Annotated in this window: 16 protein-coding genes; 13 read left to right on the top strand and 3 right to left on the bottom strand. The window is 40.1% G+C overall.

Going from position 1 to position 17,393, the window contains the following annotated elements; genetic code table 11:
* Positions 1 to 60: 60 nt before the first annotated feature.
* From ACQKKK_RS11520 to ACQKKK_RS11500, 5 genes are all read left to right on the top strand, one after another.
* Entirely contained in the window at positions 61 to 537 is a 477-nt protein-coding gene (locus tag ACQKKK_RS11520) for a glutathione peroxidase (RefSeq protein WP_427616312.1), read from the top strand.
* A 143-nt stretch (positions 538 to 680) separates the two neighbouring features.
* The gene (locus tag ACQKKK_RS11515; protein ID WP_427616311.1) at positions 681 to 1,526 is read left to right on the top strand and encodes a DegV family protein; all 846 of its coding nucleotides are present in this window, start codon (positions 681 to 683) and stop codon (positions 1,524 to 1,526) included.
* Between the two features lie 53 nt (positions 1,527 to 1,579).
* On the top strand, positions 1,580 to 2,224 hold the full coding sequence (locus tag ACQKKK_RS11510) for an HD domain-containing protein (protein ID WP_427616310.1): 645 nt from the start codon (positions 1,580 to 1,582) through the stop codon (positions 2,222 to 2,224).
* Positions 2,221 to 4,098: an ABC-F family ATP-binding cassette domain-containing protein gene (locus tag ACQKKK_RS11505; RefSeq protein ID WP_427616309.1), complete on the top strand. Its 1,878-nt coding sequence runs from the start codon at positions 2,221 to 2,223 to the stop codon at positions 4,096 to 4,098. The genes ACQKKK_RS11510 and ACQKKK_RS11505 overlap by 4 nt, the downstream gene beginning before the upstream one ends.
* Positions 4,099 to 4,228: 130 nt before the next feature.
* Positions 4,229 to 5,365, top strand: coding sequence for a conserved virulence factor C family protein (locus ACQKKK_RS11500; protein ID WP_427616308.1), 1,137 nt, complete (start codon positions 4,229 to 4,231; stop codon positions 5,363 to 5,365).
* A gap of 987 nt (positions 5,366 to 6,352) precedes the next feature.
* On the opposite strand, the gene ACQKKK_RS11495 is transcribed toward ACQKKK_RS11500, so the two are convergent.
* A complete protein-coding gene (locus ACQKKK_RS11495; protein ID WP_427616307.1) occupies positions 6,353 to 7,150 on the bottom strand; it encodes a cyclase family protein in 798 nt (265 codons plus the stop codon).
* A gap of 721 nt (positions 7,151 to 7,871) precedes the next feature.
* Here ACQKKK_RS11495 and ilvD point away from each other — a divergent pair.
* The 3 genes from ilvD (at position 7,872) to ACQKKK_RS11480 (ending at position 11,028) form a co-directional block, all read left to right on the top strand.
* The gene (gene ilvD / locus ACQKKK_RS11490) at positions 7,872 to 9,542 is read left to right on the top strand and encodes a dihydroxy-acid dehydratase (protein ID WP_427616498.1); all 1,671 of its coding nucleotides are present in this window, start codon (positions 7,872 to 7,874) and stop codon (positions 9,540 to 9,542) included.
* Between the two features lie 203 nt (positions 9,543 to 9,745).
* Positions 9,746 to 10,183 carry a BrxA/BrxB family bacilliredoxin gene (locus tag ACQKKK_RS11485; RefSeq protein WP_427616306.1) on the top strand — a complete coding sequence of 146 codons (438 nt, stop codon included), beginning with the start codon at positions 9,746 to 9,748 and terminating at the stop codon, positions 10,181 to 10,183.
* A gap of 65 nt (positions 10,184 to 10,248) precedes the next feature.
* Positions 10,249 to 11,028: a class I SAM-dependent methyltransferase gene (locus ACQKKK_RS11480; protein WP_427616305.1), complete on the top strand. Its 780-nt coding sequence runs from the start codon at positions 10,249 to 10,251 to the stop codon at positions 11,026 to 11,028.
* Between the two features lie 7 nt (positions 11,029 to 11,035).
* On the opposite strand, the gene ggt is transcribed toward ACQKKK_RS11480, so the two are convergent.
* Complete coding sequence (gene ggt, locus ACQKKK_RS11475; RefSeq protein WP_427616304.1) at positions 11,036 to 12,724, bottom strand: gamma-glutamyltransferase; 1,689 nt, start codon at positions 12,722 to 12,724, stop codon at positions 11,036 to 11,038.
* 433 nt (positions 12,725 to 13,157) lie between these two features.
* On the opposite strand from ggt, the gene ACQKKK_RS11470 reads away from it, so the two are divergent.
* Positions 13,158 to 13,775 (top strand): YpjP family protein, encoded by a 618-nt coding sequence (locus ACQKKK_RS11470; protein WP_427616303.1) that lies wholly within the window; start codon positions 13,158 to 13,160, stop codon positions 13,773 to 13,775.
* 198 nt (positions 13,776 to 13,973) lie between these two features.
* Positions 13,974 to 14,744 (top strand): TerC family protein, encoded by a 771-nt coding sequence (locus ACQKKK_RS11465; RefSeq protein WP_427616302.1) that lies wholly within the window; start codon positions 13,974 to 13,976, stop codon positions 14,742 to 14,744.
* 34 nt (positions 14,745 to 14,778) lie between these two features.
* Here ACQKKK_RS11465 and ACQKKK_RS11460 read toward each other — a convergent pair whose 3' ends face one another.
* Positions 14,779 to 15,021 carry a hypothetical protein gene (locus ACQKKK_RS11460; protein ID WP_427616301.1) on the bottom strand — a complete coding sequence of 81 codons (243 nt, stop codon included), beginning with the start codon at positions 15,019 to 15,021 and terminating at the stop codon, positions 14,779 to 14,781.
* A 222-nt stretch (positions 15,022 to 15,243) separates the two neighbouring features.
* Between ACQKKK_RS11460 and ACQKKK_RS11455 the strand changes: the two genes are divergently transcribed.
* From ACQKKK_RS11455 to ACQKKK_RS11445, 3 genes are read left to right on the top strand one after another with little or no spacing between them, the layout of a single operon-like run.
* Positions 15,244 to 15,954, top strand: coding sequence for an anthrax toxin lethal factor-related metalloendopeptidase (locus ACQKKK_RS11455; RefSeq protein ID WP_427616300.1), 711 nt, complete (start codon positions 15,244 to 15,246; stop codon positions 15,952 to 15,954).
* A gap of 57 nt (positions 15,955 to 16,011) precedes the next feature.
* The gene (locus tag ACQKKK_RS11450) at positions 16,012 to 16,806 is read left to right on the top strand and encodes a thymidylate synthase (protein ID WP_427616299.1); all 795 of its coding nucleotides are present in this window, start codon (positions 16,012 to 16,014) and stop codon (positions 16,804 to 16,806) included.
* On the top strand, positions 16,803 to 17,288 hold the full coding sequence (locus ACQKKK_RS11445; protein WP_427616298.1) for a dihydrofolate reductase: 486 nt from the start codon (positions 16,803 to 16,805) through the stop codon (positions 17,286 to 17,288). Before ACQKKK_RS11450 ends, ACQKKK_RS11445 begins: the two co-directional genes overlap by 4 nt.
* The last annotated feature ends 105 nt before the right edge of the window (positions 17,289 to 17,393 follow it).

Genomic DNA, 17,393 nt, shown 5'->3' with positions numbered 1-17,393 from the left:
GGTAAACGTACCTTTAAATACTGTAAAATGACATCATCATACTAAAGGGGGAGATCATACATGTCCATTTACGAATTTGAAGTCAATAAAATCAATGGCGAAACCATCTCGCTTGAGGATTATAAAGGGAAAGTGATGATTATAGTGAATACCGCAAGCAAATGCGGTTTTTCGCCACAGTATGATGATTTGCAAAGCCTGTATGTACAATATAAAGAAGATGGGTTAGCTGTGCTTGGTTTTCCATGTAATCAGTTTTTGAAACAGGAGCCTGGTGATGATCTGGAAATCGATTCTTATTGTAAGTTGAATCATGGTGTAACATTCCCGATGTTTGCAAAAGTGAATGTCAATGGCAAGGAGGCCCATCCCTTATTCAGCTATCTGACTGAAAATGCTCCTGGAGTTATGGGGTCTAAATCGATAAAATGGAATTTTACAAAGTTCTTGATTGACCGTGATGGAAATATCGTCAGTCGGTATGCTCCTAAAACAAAACCACTGGAAATGGAAGAGGATATAAAAAAATTATTATGAAGAATGATATCGAGTTCAACGGAAGACGTACCTTCTGTTGGGCTCTTTTTGTAAGGCAAGATATTTATCCACAACGCTTTCTAAAAGGGACAGATGGTGGGAAAGTTGAATATAATAGGAGACACCGATTGAGGGGGGAAACCATGGAACGAATTGCATGGGTAACGGATAGCACGGGAACTTTAGACGAAGAATTATCATTGAATGAACATGTTTACGTCGTTCCGATGATCGTTATCATCGATGGGAAGGAATATGAAGATGGTGTAGACCTATCACCTGAGGAATTATACAGAAGAATGAGTGAGGAAAAGAAAAACGCGACTACATCACAGCCCTCGGTCGGTAGATTCCAAGAGTTATATAAGGAGCTTGAAAAACGTTATGATCGAATCATTGCGGTTCATCTTTCAAGTGAATTAAGCGGGACCGTTTCCGCGAGCAGGCAAGCTGCGCAAATGGTTACGATCCCCGTCGACATTTTTGATACTTTACTTATTTCCTTTCCAATGCTTTTAATAATGAAACGGCTCATGCATTATATTGATAATGGCCATTCCATCAATGAGGCCTTCGTTAAAACGAGAATATATGCAGATAATCATGAAACCTATGTATTAATAGGTTCTTTGGATCAGCTGCATCGCAGCGGAAGGTTAACGAGCGCACAGTATATTTTAGGAAGCCTATTGAGCTTTAAACCCATCATTTCAATCGAAAATGGCTTGCTTCATACTAAATCTAAACCCCGGAACCTTAATAAAGCGGAAAAACAGATCTTCACTGATTTTCGCAGATCAGTCGAAGCAGGTAAAGTAAAAGAATGCACCATATTATATGGAGCTGTGTCGGAGCAGGCACAAAGATGGAAAAAGATGATTTCTGCAGAATTTCCTCATGTGTTGACACATGTATCCCCACTGGGCAGTGCAATCGGGGTGCATACCGGAGAACAGACGATTGGACTCAGTTGGTTCAATGAAGATTAAAGCACAACATTATTGAGAACCATGGTAAAATAGAAAGGACATGGAGTGGTGAAATGAATCAAACGATGATTGATTTAACGGAGAAGTATGTATATGACCAATTGAAATCTGATGCCAGCGGCCATGATTGGTTCCATATCGATCGGGTTCGTAAGCTGGCTTTACATATTGCAAAAGAAGAACGCAAAGGGAATGAGTTTATCATTGAATTGGCGGCACTGCTTCATGATATCCCGGATGATAAATTAAACCGGGAAGCTGATGAGGGATCGAAAAAGCTGGATGATTGGTTTGATGAAATAAAATTGGAAATTGATAGCGTGAATGCCATTAAACAGATCATTAACACAATTTCATATAGTTCCGGGCAGTTGAAGCTTCCTTCCATCGAGGCTGAAATCGTTCAGGATGCGGACCGCTTGGATGCAATTGGCGCCATAGGGATAGCAAGGACATTTGCATTTGGAGGGAAAAAGGGACAACCCATGTTTGATCCTTCATTGTCAATAAGGAAAAAAATGACAAAAGAGGAATACAGGACAGGGAAAAGCTCTTCCATTCATCACTTTTATGAAAAACTATTACGTTTGCAAGATATGCTCAATACTTGTACTGCCAAGAGGATTGCAAGTGAAAGGCATGAATATATGGTTGGATTTTTAGAGGAATTTAATAAGGAATGGGATGTACGATTATGAAAGTTTTTAGCATGGAACATGTAATGAAAACACAAGGGGAAAAGCTTCTTTTTAAAGATGTTTCTTTTTCCATTACCGAAGGGGAAAAAATCGGGATCGTTGGTATAAACGGCACTGGTAAATCAACATTATTGAATATCATTGCAGGATTGGAAGACAGTGATTTAGGAACGAAGGATCATCCGAATGATTACACAATTTCCTACCTATCCCAAGATCCGCATTTTGATGAGAAATTGACGATCATGGAATATATGTATGAAAGTTCAACGCCTGTATTTTCATTGATTAAGGAGTATGAAAAGACGCTCGTCCAACTCCAAGTAGATCCACAGAATAGCGCAATACAGGACCGTTTGTTAAAACAGCAACAGGATATGGACACGCTTGGCGCTTGGGATACAAGTGCCAATGCCAGAACGATACTGACCAAGCTGGGCCTTCCTGATCACTCAAGGAAATTGGGGGAACTGTCAGGCGGCCAAAAAAAACGTGCGGCCCTGGCAAAAACCTTGATTGAGACCCCGGATTTACTGATTTTGGATGAGCCTACGAACCATCTTGATTTTGAAAGCATTACCTGGCTTGAAGAATATTTGGGAAAATATCAAAAGTCCGTTTTATTTGTAACCCATGATCGATATTTCTTAGATCGGGTTTCCAATAAGATTTGGGAAATCGCTCAAACGCAGCTCTTCGAATACAAAGGGAACTATGCAGACTATTTAGAATCAAAGGCCATTCGTGAAGAGAATGAATCGACGGAAAGAACGAAAAAAGAAAGTCTATTCAAAAAAGAACTGGCCTGGATCCGTAAAGGTGCCAAGGCCCGTACAACGAAACAAAAGGCCAGGATCCAACGCTTCGAAACATTGGAATCAGGTGTAAAGGATAAGCAGAAAACCGAGAACCTGGAAATGGAATTAAGCGGTGCCCGTCTGGGGAAAAAGGTACTGGAAATGCAGGATGTCTCTAAATCTTTCGGGGATCAGTCCATCATCAACCATTTTTCCTTCCTCTTCAAACCAGGTGATAGGATTGGAATCGTTGGTAATAATGGCAGTGGAAAGTCCACCTTGTTAAATATTTTGGCCGGCCGGGAATCTATAGATGATGGAAATCTGGAAATAGGGCAAACCGTGAAAATAGGGTACTATACGCAAGAAAGCGTCGATATGGACGAGAATCTGCGCATGATAGAGTATATTCGGGAAACAGCGGATTCAATCGCCCTTAAAGATGGTAGCTACATATCAGCTGCGCAGATGCTTGAAAGGTTCTTGTTTCCAATGGGGTCGCATGGGACGCCAATTCGTAAGCTGTCCGGAGGAGAGAAAAGGCGTTTATATCTCCTTAACATATTAATGTCGGCACCTAATGTCCTGCTTTTGGATGAACCGACGAATGATTTGGACACGCAAACCTTGACCGTTCTTGAGGATTATTTAGAAACATTTTCAGGTGTAGTCATTACCGTATCACATGATAGGTATTTCCTGGATAAAACATGCCATCAACTCCTTGTCTTCAAGAATAAAGCTGAAATTGATTTCTATTATGGCAGTTATTCAGAGTTCTTGGAAGAAAAGACTGAAGAGGCCGTGCCAGTAAAAGCACCAGAGCCTCAGATGAACCGGACCGAAAAGAAAAAGAAAAAACTAACTTATGCGGAAAGTAAGGAATGGGAAGAGATAGAAGGAAACATGGAGCGGGTCGAGTTGCGCCTGAAAGACATCACGTCTGAAATGTCAGCTGCGGGAAGCGATTTTGAACAAGTCCGCCTGTTACTTGAAGAAGAAAAGGGACTAACGGAAAAATTAGAGCATTTGATGGAAAGATGGACGTATTTAGCGGAAAAATTGGAAGAGGAATGAGCGGGGTGACTGGTCCAGGGGAACGAACTTGGACCAGTTTTTTTTTAGCCAATCTCAATTGCATGAGAATCTTTTGCCGTTGTGATAATATCTAGTACATGGAAACGTCTTGTTAAAGGAGAGAAATGCATTGAAAATTAAGTCGATAGAACCTACACCAAGTCCAAATACAATGAAAATCAATTTAACTGAAGAGCTATTAGCTGGTAAAAGCAATAATTATAAGAAGGATCAAGCTGAACACGCACCGCAGCTGATTAAAGATTTATTTACAATCGATGGGGTCAAGGGAGTATATCATGTTGCGGACTTCTTAGCCGTTGAGCGCAATGCGAAATATGATTGGAAAGATATCTTGGTCCAAATTCGTCAGGTGTTCGGGGAAAAAACCGAAGGACAAAATCAACAAACGGCATTAAATGAACATTACGGTGAAGTAACGGTTGCGATTCAACAATTCAAGGGCATTCCGATGCAAATTAAAGCGAGTGATAGCCAACACGAAAAACGTTTTGCTTTACCGGAATATTTCATAAAGGGCATTGCCGCTGCCCAAAAAGAAGATGATAATGTAGTCCTGCTACGAAAATGGAAGGATTATGGCGTAAGATATGGTGATATGGAAGATATCGTGAAGGAAGTATCGGATGAACTGATTGCAGCTTATCCGGAAGAACGAATTAATCGGCTAGTGGCTGCTGCTAAAGAAATGGTGGATACAAAGGGAGCATTATTGAAACGACCGAAAATAAAACTGAGTGCAGAAATGCTGAATGCCGAAAGTTGGGAAAAGCGGTATCAGGCTTTAGAACAAATGGAAGATCCAACTGTGGATGATATTCCAGTATTGGACATGGCACTATCCGACAGTAAGGTTTCCATTCGAAGGCTTGCCGTTGTTTACTTGGGTATGATCGAAGATAGAAAAGTGCTTCCGAGCTTGTATAAAGCATTGAAAGATAAAAGTGCAGCCGTAAGGCGAACGGCCGGTGACTGTTTATCCGATTTGGGCTTTGAAGAAGCGATGGGAGAAATGTCGCAAGCACTATCAGATAAGAATAAATTGGTTAGATGGAGGGCGGCGATGTTTCTATATGAAGCTGGAAATGAAACGACCCTCCCTCTTCTAAAGCAAGCGGAACAGGACCCTGAATTCGAAGTGGCCCTACAGGTCAAGATGGCCATTGATCGCATAGAAAATGGGGAAGAAGCAAAAGGTTCAGTTTGGAAGCAAATGACAGAATCAAGACAAGCGAATGATAAGTGAGATTAAATGGGAATCACTTAATGGAATCTATAATGGTAACAGGCAAAAGGATTATTTAAGCCGAAATTGAGTAAAGTGAAAGGCAGAAACGTTGATTTAATAACATTTCTGCCTTTTTTTACTTTAAAAAGGACTTATGGGACAGCCTCTCCGTAAAGGGGTTCGGAATGAAAACATTCATTCCGAACCCCTTTTGAAATTCATATTGAATTTTGTTCAAGATTATTGGGCCTCTATGAGCCCACAGGAGATAATTTGCACTTATTTTAAATGCTATTTTGCACCCTATATTATTAGACAAGCACCGATGCCAAATTAGTAATGTAGGTGCTTGGATTTGAGAACCAATATCAATATAAGTAAGAGTATTGGATTTAAAAAGGGGGGCGGGATAAACCTACATTTCTTTCTTGTGCAACGGATTCATAAGATTTTTGCCCTTCCAAGTACTCTAAAACTGCATGTGATTTTTCGTCCATCGTATATTTGGTCAAAAAAAACTGCACCTCCTATTGTTAGCTGTTGTCTAACAATTGGGGTGCAGTTCAGAATCATCGGCTTTTATTTTATTGGATAGGCTCTTTTCGTAAAGATTGTTGTTTTTAAAACGGAACTATTTAAAGTTGATTGGAGCGGAAGTGCGAGACTACTAAGGGAGCAGCGGGACAGGTGAGACTCAAGCAGGCGTTCACGCCGAGGAGGCTCACCGCCCGCTCCAAGGAAAGCGAGCATCTGGAGGGGAAATCAACCACACCGCACTACTTGGTAAATAGCAACAAAGTATAAGAAAACAGCCATTGGATAAGAAGTACATAAATAAATCGAGCATTTGAAAACTTAATTGCTAATAGTATCAAGCATAACCACCCGGAACTAAAATTAGGGTCATACTTCATGAAGACCTGTCTCAACCTAGACAAATTCGCATTTTAATTGAAGATAATGGTATTTCGAATATATAAAGATATATTTTCTTACAAGTAATGGTTAATTAATTTCATCAAAAATAGCTACTACACGGCTCCACCCAGCACTTGCATTAGCAATATTGATAGGAAACGCACATACTGTAAAACCACATGGTTTTAAAATTTTATCAAGGTTACAAAGCTTTTCAATTTGACAATATTCTTTACGTCTGCCTACTATATGGGCTTCCCAAAACTGTGACTTCCCTTCCTTTGCCTCTTTGGCTGTTACATTAAATGGACGATCTAGACCCCATGCATCTATCCCGATTAGTTTTACCCCTTGGTCGATAAGCCACTCTGTTGCTGAAGCAGTTAGTCCTGGATGCAAGTACTCATAACCAGGCTGATGAAAATGCTTGGAAGTTCCAGTGTAAATAAGTATGATGTCATAAGGTTTGATTGAATAATTCATCCTTTGTAGTTCTTGTTGCAAATCATCAATACTAATCCCTTCGCCAGCTTGCTTGTAAGTCATATTAATGAGGACACCATCTCCATAACACCAATTTAAGGGGATTTGTTCAATTGTTTTTGCAGGTTTTCCATTAGATGTAGAACCATAATGATAAGGAGCATCAATATGGGTGTAGGAATGAGTTGATAATGTTACTTCCTCTACTGCCCAGCCTTCCTCATCTGGCCAATAAGACTTATCAAGCCCTAAATACTTTTCTGTTACTGTAATTGAATCTTTATGATCTTTGTAAATAATTTTATGTGCATTTGGCTCAAATTCCCGAGTAGCGTTTGATAATTGATCGCTTAAATCGATAATTATTTTCCTTTTTCCATTTCGTATAAAACTTTCAATCATAACTCCATTCCCCCTAGTTTCTTAAAATTCATAAGCTATCTAACTTTCACTAGAAATTTTTCTACTTTTGATTATATGCAAAACTTATTTACAACTTTAACCATTTTTGATTGATAGTTTTTTACCTACATCTGTATTCTTTAATCGGTATTTACCACTAATGTAGGTAATATATAAATTAGGGTTTTATTTATCAATCGAGCGCGATTGTGGAACAAGGAGCAGTCGCCTTTTTACTAAACCAATCAGAATAGAGTTCTATAGATGATTGAATGTAAAAGCGCGTCAAAGGGAGACACCAAAGGCGTAAAAGCGCCGAGGGCGGACCGTTCGCGGAAAGCGAGTGCCCTACGTTGCAAACAACGGCCACATTATACAAGCCATAAAAAAATGTAGACAACTCGATTTACATCGAGTTTGTCTACACTCTTAGGCATACGGGTGATTCAATCCGTATGCCTTTTTATAATTGCTTGACCATATGGTTCGGTGGCATTCCAAAATATTAAAATGGCTAATTTTCGATAAGATACAGTATTTTAAAGGAAATAAATCTGTTCTCTATTATTTTAGTAAAATGATATTTGCAGATATTTAACGTTGAAAGGTTGCATTTGCATGTAAATATGTTAGAATTTTTAGAGTATACTAAAAATTATATTATATTGAATTGTCAAACATTTAGTGGGAATTGGGGGTACAACAAATGTCTACATCAAATATGAGAAGTGACATGATTACTAAAGGAGTCGACCGTGCTCCGCACAGAAGTCTGTTGCGGGCAGCAGGGGTTAAAGAAGAAGATTTTGGAAAACCGTTCATCGCGGTTTGTAATTCATACATCGATATCGTTCCGGGCCATGTCCATCTTCAGGAATTCGGAAAAATAGTGAAGGAAGCGATTCGCGAAGCAGGCGGTGTTCCTTTCGAATTTAATACGATTGGGGTAGACGATGGAATTGCGATGGGACATATTGGTATGCGCTATTCATTACCAAGCCGTGAAATCATCGCGGACTCCGTGGAAACTGTTGTATCTGCACATTGGTTTGACGGTATGGTTTGCATTCCAAACTGTGACAAGATAACGCCGGGAATGATGATGGCAGCTCTTCGTGTCAATATTCCTACAATATTCGTAAGTGGCGGACCCATGAAGGCAGGCAAAGACAAAAACGGTAAATCTCTTTCATTAACATCCGTTTTTGAAGGGGTGGGCGCCTATCAAGCTGGTAATATCAATGAAGAAGATCTGCAGGAAATCGAGCAAGTTGCATGCCCCACTTGCGGTTCTTGTTCAGGAATGTTCACTGCAAATTCCATGAACTGCCTGGCAGAAGGTTTAGGACTTGCACTTCCAGGAAACGGTACGATTTTGGCGGTAGCTGAAGAACGCAAAGAATTCGTTAAAAAATCCGCTAAACAATTGATGGAGATAATCAAACAGGATATCAAGCCTCGTGATATTGTGACGATTGATGCAATTGATAACGCATTTGCATTGGATATGGCGATGGGAGGTTCGACCAACACGGTTCTGCATACACTCGCATTGGCGCATGAAGCAGGTTTTGAATATCCAATGGAACGCATAAATGAAATAGCTAACCGTGTACCGCATCTAGCGAAAATTGCACCGGCATCCGATTATCATATTGAAGATGTACATAATGCCGGAGGTGTAAGTGCGGTCATTAATGAGTTACTCAAAAAACCAGGTGCCTTTAACGGTGACTGCCTTTCCGTTTCAGGTAAAACACTCCGCGAAAATGTTGCCGGTTGTGAAATCTTGGACAAGGATGTTATCCATCCGTTAGATAATCCGCATTCCGAGCGAGGAGGGCTTGCGGTATTGTTTGGTAACCTTGCTCCTCAAGGCTCCATCATAAAAGTGGGGGCAGTTGACGAATCAGTTGGTGGCTACCATAGGGGTCCTGCCATTTGTTTCGATTCCCAAGAAGAGGCACTTTCCGGAATCATTACTGGAAAAGTAAAAGAAGGGAATGTAGTGGTCATTCGTTACGAAGGACCTAAAGGGGGGCCGGGTATGCCGGAAATGTTGGCACCAACTTCCCAAATTGTCGGGAGGGGACTTGGAGCCAAAGTCGGTTTGATCACTGATGGCCGCTTTTCAGGCGCATCTCGGGGCATCAGCATTGGTCATATATCCCCCGAAGCAGCTGAGGGAGGCCCAATCGCTTTCGTGGAAGATGGAGATATCATCGAGTTGGATTTGAACAATCGTAAAATCGAATTGGAAATTTCCGATGAAGAATTCGAAAAACGTAAAGCAAATTGGAAAGGCTTCGAATCAAAAGTTAGAACAGGCTATTTAGCACGTTATTCCAAACTTGTGACGAATGCCAGCTCAGGCGGAGTGATGAAAGTTTAATTCAAGGTAGATACTAAAACATGGTGGCAGAATGAAATGGATTCTGTCACCATGTTTCTTTTTGCAGCGTAAATGAATCTTTGATTATTGATCATAAACTTGAACGCCGAATTTGCAAAGCTCTAAGCGTCATTTTTGCATATGCACATAAGAATATAGTATGATTAAACTAATTGAAGAATTGTAATCAAGGGGGTTTTTTTATGTCGATGGCATATGATGAATATATGAAACAAATGGTGAAACCAATGCGTGCGGAACTGGTGCAAGCAGGTTTTGATGAGTTGGAATCCGCTGAAGCGGTTGAAAACTTTATGGATTCAGTAGAAGGTACGACACTTGTCGTCGTTAATTCAGTTTGTGGCTGTGCTGCTGGGTTAGCCCGTCCCGCTGCTACCCAAGCCGTACTCCAGGCAGACGATAAGCCTGATCATCTGGTAACAGTATTTGCCGGACAAGATAAGGAAGCTACAGCTAAAATGCGGGAATACTTCAATGGAATCGAACCTTCTTCACCATCCATGGCTCTCTTAAAGGGCAAAGAGGTTTTACATTTCATTCCTCGCCATGATATAGAGGGACAGCCAATGGAAGCTATTATGGAAAATTTATTGGCAGCATTCAGTCAAGTAAATAAGTGATGAAGCGGAATGTCCTGGAAACAGGGCATTCTTTTCAAATTTAAGAGTATGAAGGGGTAGGATTGATGTTCGTCACTACAGTAGGAAGAGCCGATAAAGAAACGATGATATTAGCCGAAAGGTTAGCTGAAGAATTACATATCCCCTTTATAGCGCGAAGAAAACGGTCGGTGAGAGATATCCAATCGGAACATGATAAGGATGATTGCCTCGTTTTTGGTAAAAAGCGGATGGAGTTATATCGGTACCAAGAAAAAGAACCTTTCTTTTTTCACCCGAACCTTGCAATGATCCGTATAAAAAGAATAATTCGCGGCGAAAGTGATCCATTTCTCATTGCCGGAGATATATATGAAGGGAATTCTGTGCTTGATTGTACATTGGGTTTGGGCTCTGATGCGATTGTCGCAAGTTTCGCAGTGGGTGAACATGGACAGGTTGTTGCATTGGAAGGAAATCAATATTTGGCCTTGCTCGTGGACCATGGTATGAAGACATGGGAGAATGCCGAAGAAAAGATGATTTCTGCGATGAGAAGAATAGAGGTCATTCAAGCGGATCATTACGAAATATTGAAAACAATGCCGGATAATCATTTTGATGTCGTATATTTCGATCCGATGTTTGAGGAAACGATTCAGGAATCAAATGGAATCAAGGGATTGACTCATTTTGCGGAAGGTAAGGATTTATCAATGGAAATAATAAAAGAAGCCAAGCGGGTTGCGCGAAAGCGAGTCGTGTTGAAAGACCATTTTCGCAGCTCCCGCTTCGAGGAATTTGGGTTTGAGGTAGTAAAGAGAAAAACATCCAAATTTCATTTTGGCTTCATTTCCATTCTGTGATCAGGGATCAGGATTTATAATCTGTCTCGTCCAGACCCATGGCACAACCTTCTCGGCTTGAATCTGCAGCACCATAATTCGAGCCATCAGGATTGATTTGAATGGCTTGGACATTCCCTATGGAGTGGGGAACTTCATTAAAGGCAAAGCCCATTGCTTCCAAGTGACCTTTGCTGGTCATATCCATTCCTGCTTCCCATTCGATATGAGGGCCCATTGGAGTGAAAATTCTAGGTTCTTCAATGGCTGCTTTCAAGTCCATTTTTAAATCGAGTACATTGATGATTGTTTGAACGACGGAACTGATGATGGTCGGTCCTCCTGGGGATCCCAGCGTCAAGATCGGCTCGCCGTCTTTAAAGATGATGGTCGGGCTTTTACAGCTGACAGGGCGTTTATTGGGCTGTACTTCATTCATGCCCCCTGGAATGGAATCGAAATCAGTCAGTTCGTTATTCAGCATGAAACCATAGTCGGAAACCATGATGCCCGAACCGAATGGATGCTCCACTGTAGAAGTGCATGCCGTGATATTACCCCATCTGTCACGGACAGTGAAATGTGTCGTTTCACTGATATCTTCGTCATTTGGTTGTGGAATGACTTCCCTTTGTTTCACGGTATCATATATCCAAGGGTTTCCGAAGTCAATGGCATTATTCCTTGCTTTGAAATTAATGAATGAGCGGCGTTTAGCTATATATTCATCATGCAATAGACCTGCCAATGGCAATTCGGCAAATTCGGGATCAGCAAGAAATGCCTTTTTGTCTATAAATGACAGGCGCATCGCTTCTGCAATTAAGTAATATTTTTCCCAAGAACGGACGTCATATTGTTCGATATGGAAGCTCTCCAATATTTTCAGGATTTGGATGACTGTGAATCCGCCCGCACTAGGGGCCATGGAAGATGCAATTCGATAATCCTTATAAGTCCCAAACATTGGTTCATCAATGGTCGCTTTATAGTCCTTTAAATCAGAAAGTTCCATGAACCCTCCAAGTTCCTGGATACAGGAAATGATGCCCTCACCGATTTCACCCTCATAAAAAGCGGAAATCCCTTCTCGTTGTAATATCCGATAGGTATTCGCCAAGTTTTCTTTTATCAGTAAATCGCCATCCTGATATGGTTTTCCGTTTGGCATGAAGAACTTACGGGCTTCCTCACCCAATCGGTACTCAAAGTTTTTAAGGGCATCGCAAAGAACCCAATTGACGGGAACCCCTTTTTCTGCAAATTCAATGGAGGGCTCGATGAGGTCAGCTAAAGGCTTACTTCCATATTCGTTGAGTGCTTCGTCCATAGCTTTCAGTATTCCAGGAACGCCAACTGCTGTAGCTTCGATCGAACGTTCTTTAAATGGGATGACTTCCCCTTTTTCATCTAGAAACATGTCTGGATGCGCAGCTTTAGGTGCCCTTACATGGCCATCGAATATTTTTGTATCCTTATCTTTTGCGTTATATACCATAAGGAAACCACTGCCGCCGATACCAGTCATCATGGGTTCTACAATATTTAGGGCAAATTGGATGGCGACAGCCGCATCGACTGCATTTCCGCCTTCACGTAATATTTTTTCCCCGATGGAAGTGGCTACGGGATGAGCGGTAACGACCATTCCGGCCTTTCCTGTGGCGGTTTCCCTCTTGTAATCCTTATCTTTAGTGTTTTCATTGTTGTTTTCCAAAATGATTCCTCCAGTATTCAGTCCTTTTATCTGCCGAAAGGTAAGCTTTATGTGAAAAGAAAACCTTGCCATTGGAGATAAATGACAAGGGATTTTTCGTAGGTATTTATTATTCTTAATCAGCAAATGTTAAATATACGAAAAATGCTAATGTTACAAGACATAAAGCCACCATGGCAGTCGTAGTCAAAGCCATATAAGACCCCTCCTTAAAAAGACTTGAATCTAATTAAGTTCTCCAAAAATCGTCAAAATCCTTCATTTAAATATAGAATTGTTGATAATTAGTGAAAAAGTTCGGGTTAATAAAGTTTATATGTATATATCCTTTTTTTTGATTTTTGAAACATGGGTAACTATATATTCGTAATTATTAAAAAATAAAAGTATACTAAGTATAAAGATAATACAAAAAAAGGAGGGGGAGTGTGAGTTGAAAGCAGCGGTTTGGTTCAAGAAAAGTCTCGTTATTTTATTATCCGTTTTGACGTTTGGTCTTGTAACGCCTTCAGATCTGGCGTGGCTTGCTGAAGCCGATTCGTTAAAGGATACTAAAAAAGGGTTAGTGGATGAAGAAGGGTTAACCTATCTTTCTTCACAGCAACCGACTGAACCTGAAGAGGGATTCAACCGGGAAGAATTTTTATCGGGCATACTGAATAAAGCAGAGGAAAACTCATTTATGAAATTTGGCGATAAGATCAATCCTAAAATTGGCGATGAGTTCAAAATGACCATATTACCAAAAATGGAAGAAGCCATTACGGAAATGGCTGCCCAATTTCCAGATGAAAAATTACAGCAATTAACGATCACTGAACAGCCGAGTGCGGGCAGGGCTGAGAAAATTTTTCATATTTATGATTCAAACAGCGGCAAGGATATTATCAGATTTCATGTCAGGCAGGAAAATCCACCACTGGAAGGGTATTGGTTCGATTTTCACTATCATACCTATCATGATTCATTTGCCACCCATTATGATATAGGGAAAATATATTGGGACAAAAATACGCCTCCAGAGTGGACGAGTAAACAAAGGCTCTCATAATGGATCGTTTCTTTGATTTTATTTATGTGTAAGAGTATGATGAAAATGAAACTTCTAATAGGCATTAAATGATACGTTGTCATGCAACGTATTTATTTTGTGTGTAAAATAAAGTAGAGTTTTTTTAACATTACAGGGAAGAATGTTATTTTATATAGTTTCTAATTATGCAGGTATAGTAGCAGAGGAGTCTTTATCATGTCAGAGTTGTTAAATAATATCATTCAAACATATGCTCAATTTTTTGACTGGCATATGTGGGTGGAGGTTTTATCCGACCCAGTGAGCTGGGGGCTAATTGGAACCCTCGTTTTAATGGAAGGATTACTATCGGCGGATAACGCTTTGGTATTAGCTGTAATGGTCAGGCACCTTCCGGAAAAACAACGGAAAAAAGCACTTTTTTATGGTTTATTAGGGGCTTACGCTTTTAGATTTGTAGCGATTGGAATCGGTGTATTCCTCATTAAGCTATGGTGGGTGAAGGTGATGGGAGCAGCCTACCTTGGTTGGCTCTCATTTAAATACTTTCGGGATAAAAGAAAAAAACAAGCTGGGATTGATGAAGATATCCAGGGAATTAGTAAAAACAGCTTGTTAATCCGTATGTTTGGTACGTTTTGGGGGACGGTTGCGGCAGTGGAATTTATGGATATAGCATTTTCCGTCGATAGTGTCTTGGCCGCTTTCGGGGTGAGTGAAAAGGTCTGGGTCCTTTTGACCGGTGGGATGATTGGTGTCTTGATGATGCGAGGAGTGGCGGGGTTATTTTTAAAATTGATAGATAAGGTTCCTGAATTGGAAACTGCCGCTTACGTTCTTATCGGATTCATTGCTATAAAAATGCTAATTGCCATTGCAGGGATCGAAATCCCGCCTGCGATATTTTTTAGCTTTATTTTGATGATTTTCGGCACCACGGTCGTATTTCATTTGAAGAAAGGGAAAAAGCTCAAAGAACATGGTTGATCACCATTTAAAAAAAGCAGACATCAAAATGATGTCAGCTTTTTTTTTGGAAAATATCAAGTATTTGAAGAAGGGCTGTAAACGTACTGAAGAAAAGCAAAGGCACTAAAAAGTTAAGCCAGAGAGAAGACAGTAGCGGATGCAGCAGTACGCCAAAGAAAATGGAGAACAGAAAAAGGTCGAGAATGATGAACACTTTTAAACTGTAGATATCAAGGACTTCATCAGCAAGTTCCCGGTTCTCATTCAAGCTGGCTTTTTTATTATGGGTTTCCATGCAATCACCTTAAACCTTATATGATTATATACTATTGATATATGAAAAGACTGGAAAAGTGGTTCTTCTAAAGGAAGAGCTGCGACAAAATTACCAAAAAGTCATAGAGTTTTTACACTAAATTAATATGTTATACTAATATAATAGTGTGGAAGGTTCAGAGACTTTAAAATACATATATACTCATAACGTTAATGAGAAATGAAGAAAGGGGAGAAGGTTATGAAAAGTAAAAAATGGTTAACTTTACTTGCGTTATTTGCCTTTCTCCTCTCAATGCTCTCCTATTCCCTAGCGAAGGATGAAGGAGTAAAATGGCGGAATTTGCCCAAAGATAACCTTTTAAGACAAGCTGGAATTTTTAAGGATAATAAAGAATTGCAAAGAATATTTTTATTTCCAGATGGGGAATACGATGAAAAGGAAGCACTGAAAATTGTGGGAACCATTGATAAATTGCCCCATTCCCTTTTAGTGAAAACTGCTGACAGTGGTGTGAGGGTCAAACTTTTTAATGGTTCTTTAACTGAAAATCAATCTGCGGCTAAATTAAAGGGGAAAACGCCGCGTGGGTATTTGAATAAAGAAACAACTTGGGATGATGTGCCTGGTATGGGCGGATCACATACGGTATTGGTTAAAATCGGGGCAAGTGACAAGGGAAACGGGCATGGTTCCGTTAATTTGGAACTGCATGAGCTTGGGCACTCAATTGATAATATAGTGTATGATGGAATCCGTGAAGACATGGATTATTTGAAGATTTGGGGTAAGGAAGTGGATGGGCTTTTTCCTGGGATTACGTATTTTTCCAATTATCCTGAGGAATACTTTGCAGAAACGTTTGCCATGTTTTATGTAAATTTCGAACAAAATCAATTGCTTAGACAAAAAGCACCCGAGACTTATAATTTTATTAAACAATTAGATTAAACATTGGGCTATAATACGTTAAAATAAGGAGAATGAAAGTAGAAAAGGTGGTTTATCATGAAGCAATATTTAGATTTATGTAAGCATGTACTCGAAAATGGCACGCAAAAAGGTGATCGTACGGGAACAGGAACGATCAGTACCTTTGGATATCAAATGAGATTCAATTTAAAAGATGGATTCCCTGTACTTACAACGAAAAAGGTTAGTTTAAAAGCGATTATCCATGAATTATTATGGTTTTTGAAGGGTGATACAAATGTTGGCTACCTTCAGGAAAATAACGTTCGCATTTGGAATGAATGGGCTGATGAAAAGGGAGAATTAGGTCCAATTTATGGCCATCAATGGCGTTCTTGGGGAACGGCTGATGGAAGGCAGATCGACCAAATCAGTGAATTGATCGACCAAATCAAAACGAATCCAAATTCAAGAAGGTTGATAGTGAATGCTTGGAATGTTGGGGAACTGAACGAAATGGCCTTGCCGCCTTGCCATGCTTTCTTTCAATTCTATGTCGCTGATGGCAAGCTTTCATGCCAGCTATACCAACGTTCAGCGGACGTCTTTTTAGGTGTTCCTTTTAATATAGCTTCGTATGCGCTCTTAACGATGATGATCGCCCAGGTGTGTGATTTGGAAGTTGGCGAATTTGTACATACTTTTGGGGATGTCCACATCTACTCTAACCACCTTGAACAAGTGGAACTGCAGTTGACACGTGATCCCAAACCATTGCCAATCATGAAAATTAATCCAGAAGTGAAAAATATCTTTGATTTTAGCTTCGAGGACTTCGTTTTGGAAAATTACGAAGCCCATCCCCATATAAAAGGTGAGGTTAGCATATGATATCGTTGATAGTGGCTATGGATCAAAATCGTGTGATAGGTAAAAATAATGAACTGCCATGGCATTTACCGGCAGATTTGCAGTATTTTAAAAAAGTGACGATGGGCCATCCAATCGTCATGGGCCGAAAAACATTTGAATCGATCGGAAGGGTACTGCCTGGCCGTGAAAATGTCATCATTACCCGCAATCCGGAGTATAAAGCGGAAGGCTGCGTAGTTTTACATGATACTTTACAGATCAAAACGTTTGCGGACAACAGTGAGGATGAAGTCTTCGTGATTGGCGGAGCCGAAATCTTCAAGGAAATCCTTCCTTATGCCGATCGACTGTATATAACGGAAATTCATGAAACCTTTGAAGGTGATACTTTCTTTCCAATGATCGATGAAAATGAATGGGATAAAATCTCCTCAACTCCAGGAAGCATCGATGAAAAAAATCGATATGCACATGATTTTATTATTCTACAAAAAAAATAAACGATAAATCCGATATGGGGAAATGACCATAATCGGATTTTTTTGATATGGAACGAACAAAAGAAAGAATTTTTAGAAAAATCAATTACATTAATGTCAGTAAAG

Origin of the sequence: Peribacillus sp. NPDC006672 (genome assembly GCF_050274955.1) — a bacterium.
Classification (GTDB): Bacteria; Bacillota; Bacilli; order Bacillales; family DSM-1321; genus Peribacillus.
This window is presented reverse-complemented; position numbering and strand designations above follow the sequence as displayed.

Coding starts and splice junctions, on each gene's coding strand:
- ACQKKK_RS11495 (WP_427616307.1), bottom strand. CDS start 7,150: ATGATTGAAAGTTTTATACGAAATGGAAAAAGGAAAATAATTATCGAT.
- ACQKKK_RS11465 (WP_427616302.1), top strand. CDS start 13,974: ATGTCAGAGTTGTTAAATAATATCATTCAAACATATGCTCAATTTTTT.
- ACQKKK_RS11510 (WP_427616310.1), top strand. CDS start 1,580: ATGAATCAAACGATGATTGATTTAACGGAGAAGTATGTATATGACCAA.
- ilvD (WP_427616498.1), top strand. CDS start 7,872: ATGAGAAGTGACATGATTACTAAAGGAGTCGACCGTGCTCCGCACAGA.
- ACQKKK_RS11520 (WP_427616312.1), top strand. CDS start 61: ATGTCCATTTACGAATTTGAAGTCAATAAAATCAATGGCGAAACCATC.
- ACQKKK_RS11515 (WP_427616311.1), top strand. CDS start 681: ATGGAACGAATTGCATGGGTAACGGATAGCACGGGAACTTTAGACGAA.
- ACQKKK_RS11450 (WP_427616299.1), top strand. CDS start 16,012: ATGAAGCAATATTTAGATTTATGTAAGCATGTACTCGAAAATGGCACG.
- ACQKKK_RS11505 (WP_427616309.1), top strand. CDS start 2,221: ATGAAAGTTTTTAGCATGGAACATGTAATGAAAACACAAGGGGAAAAG.
- ACQKKK_RS11480 (WP_427616305.1), top strand. CDS start 10,249: ATGTTCGTCACTACAGTAGGAAGAGCCGATAAAGAAACGATGATATTA.
- ACQKKK_RS11455 (WP_427616300.1), top strand. CDS start 15,244: ATGAAAAGTAAAAAATGGTTAACTTTACTTGCGTTATTTGCCTTTCTC.
- ACQKKK_RS11485 (WP_427616306.1), top strand. CDS start 9,746: ATGTCGATGGCATATGATGAATATATGAAACAAATGGTGAAACCAATG.
- ACQKKK_RS11445 (WP_427616298.1), top strand. CDS start 16,803: ATGATATCGTTGATAGTGGCTATGGATCAAAATCGTGTGATAGGTAAA.
- ACQKKK_RS11460 (WP_427616301.1), bottom strand. CDS start 15,021: ATGGAAACCCATAATAAAAAAGCCAGCTTGAATGAGAACCGGGAACTT.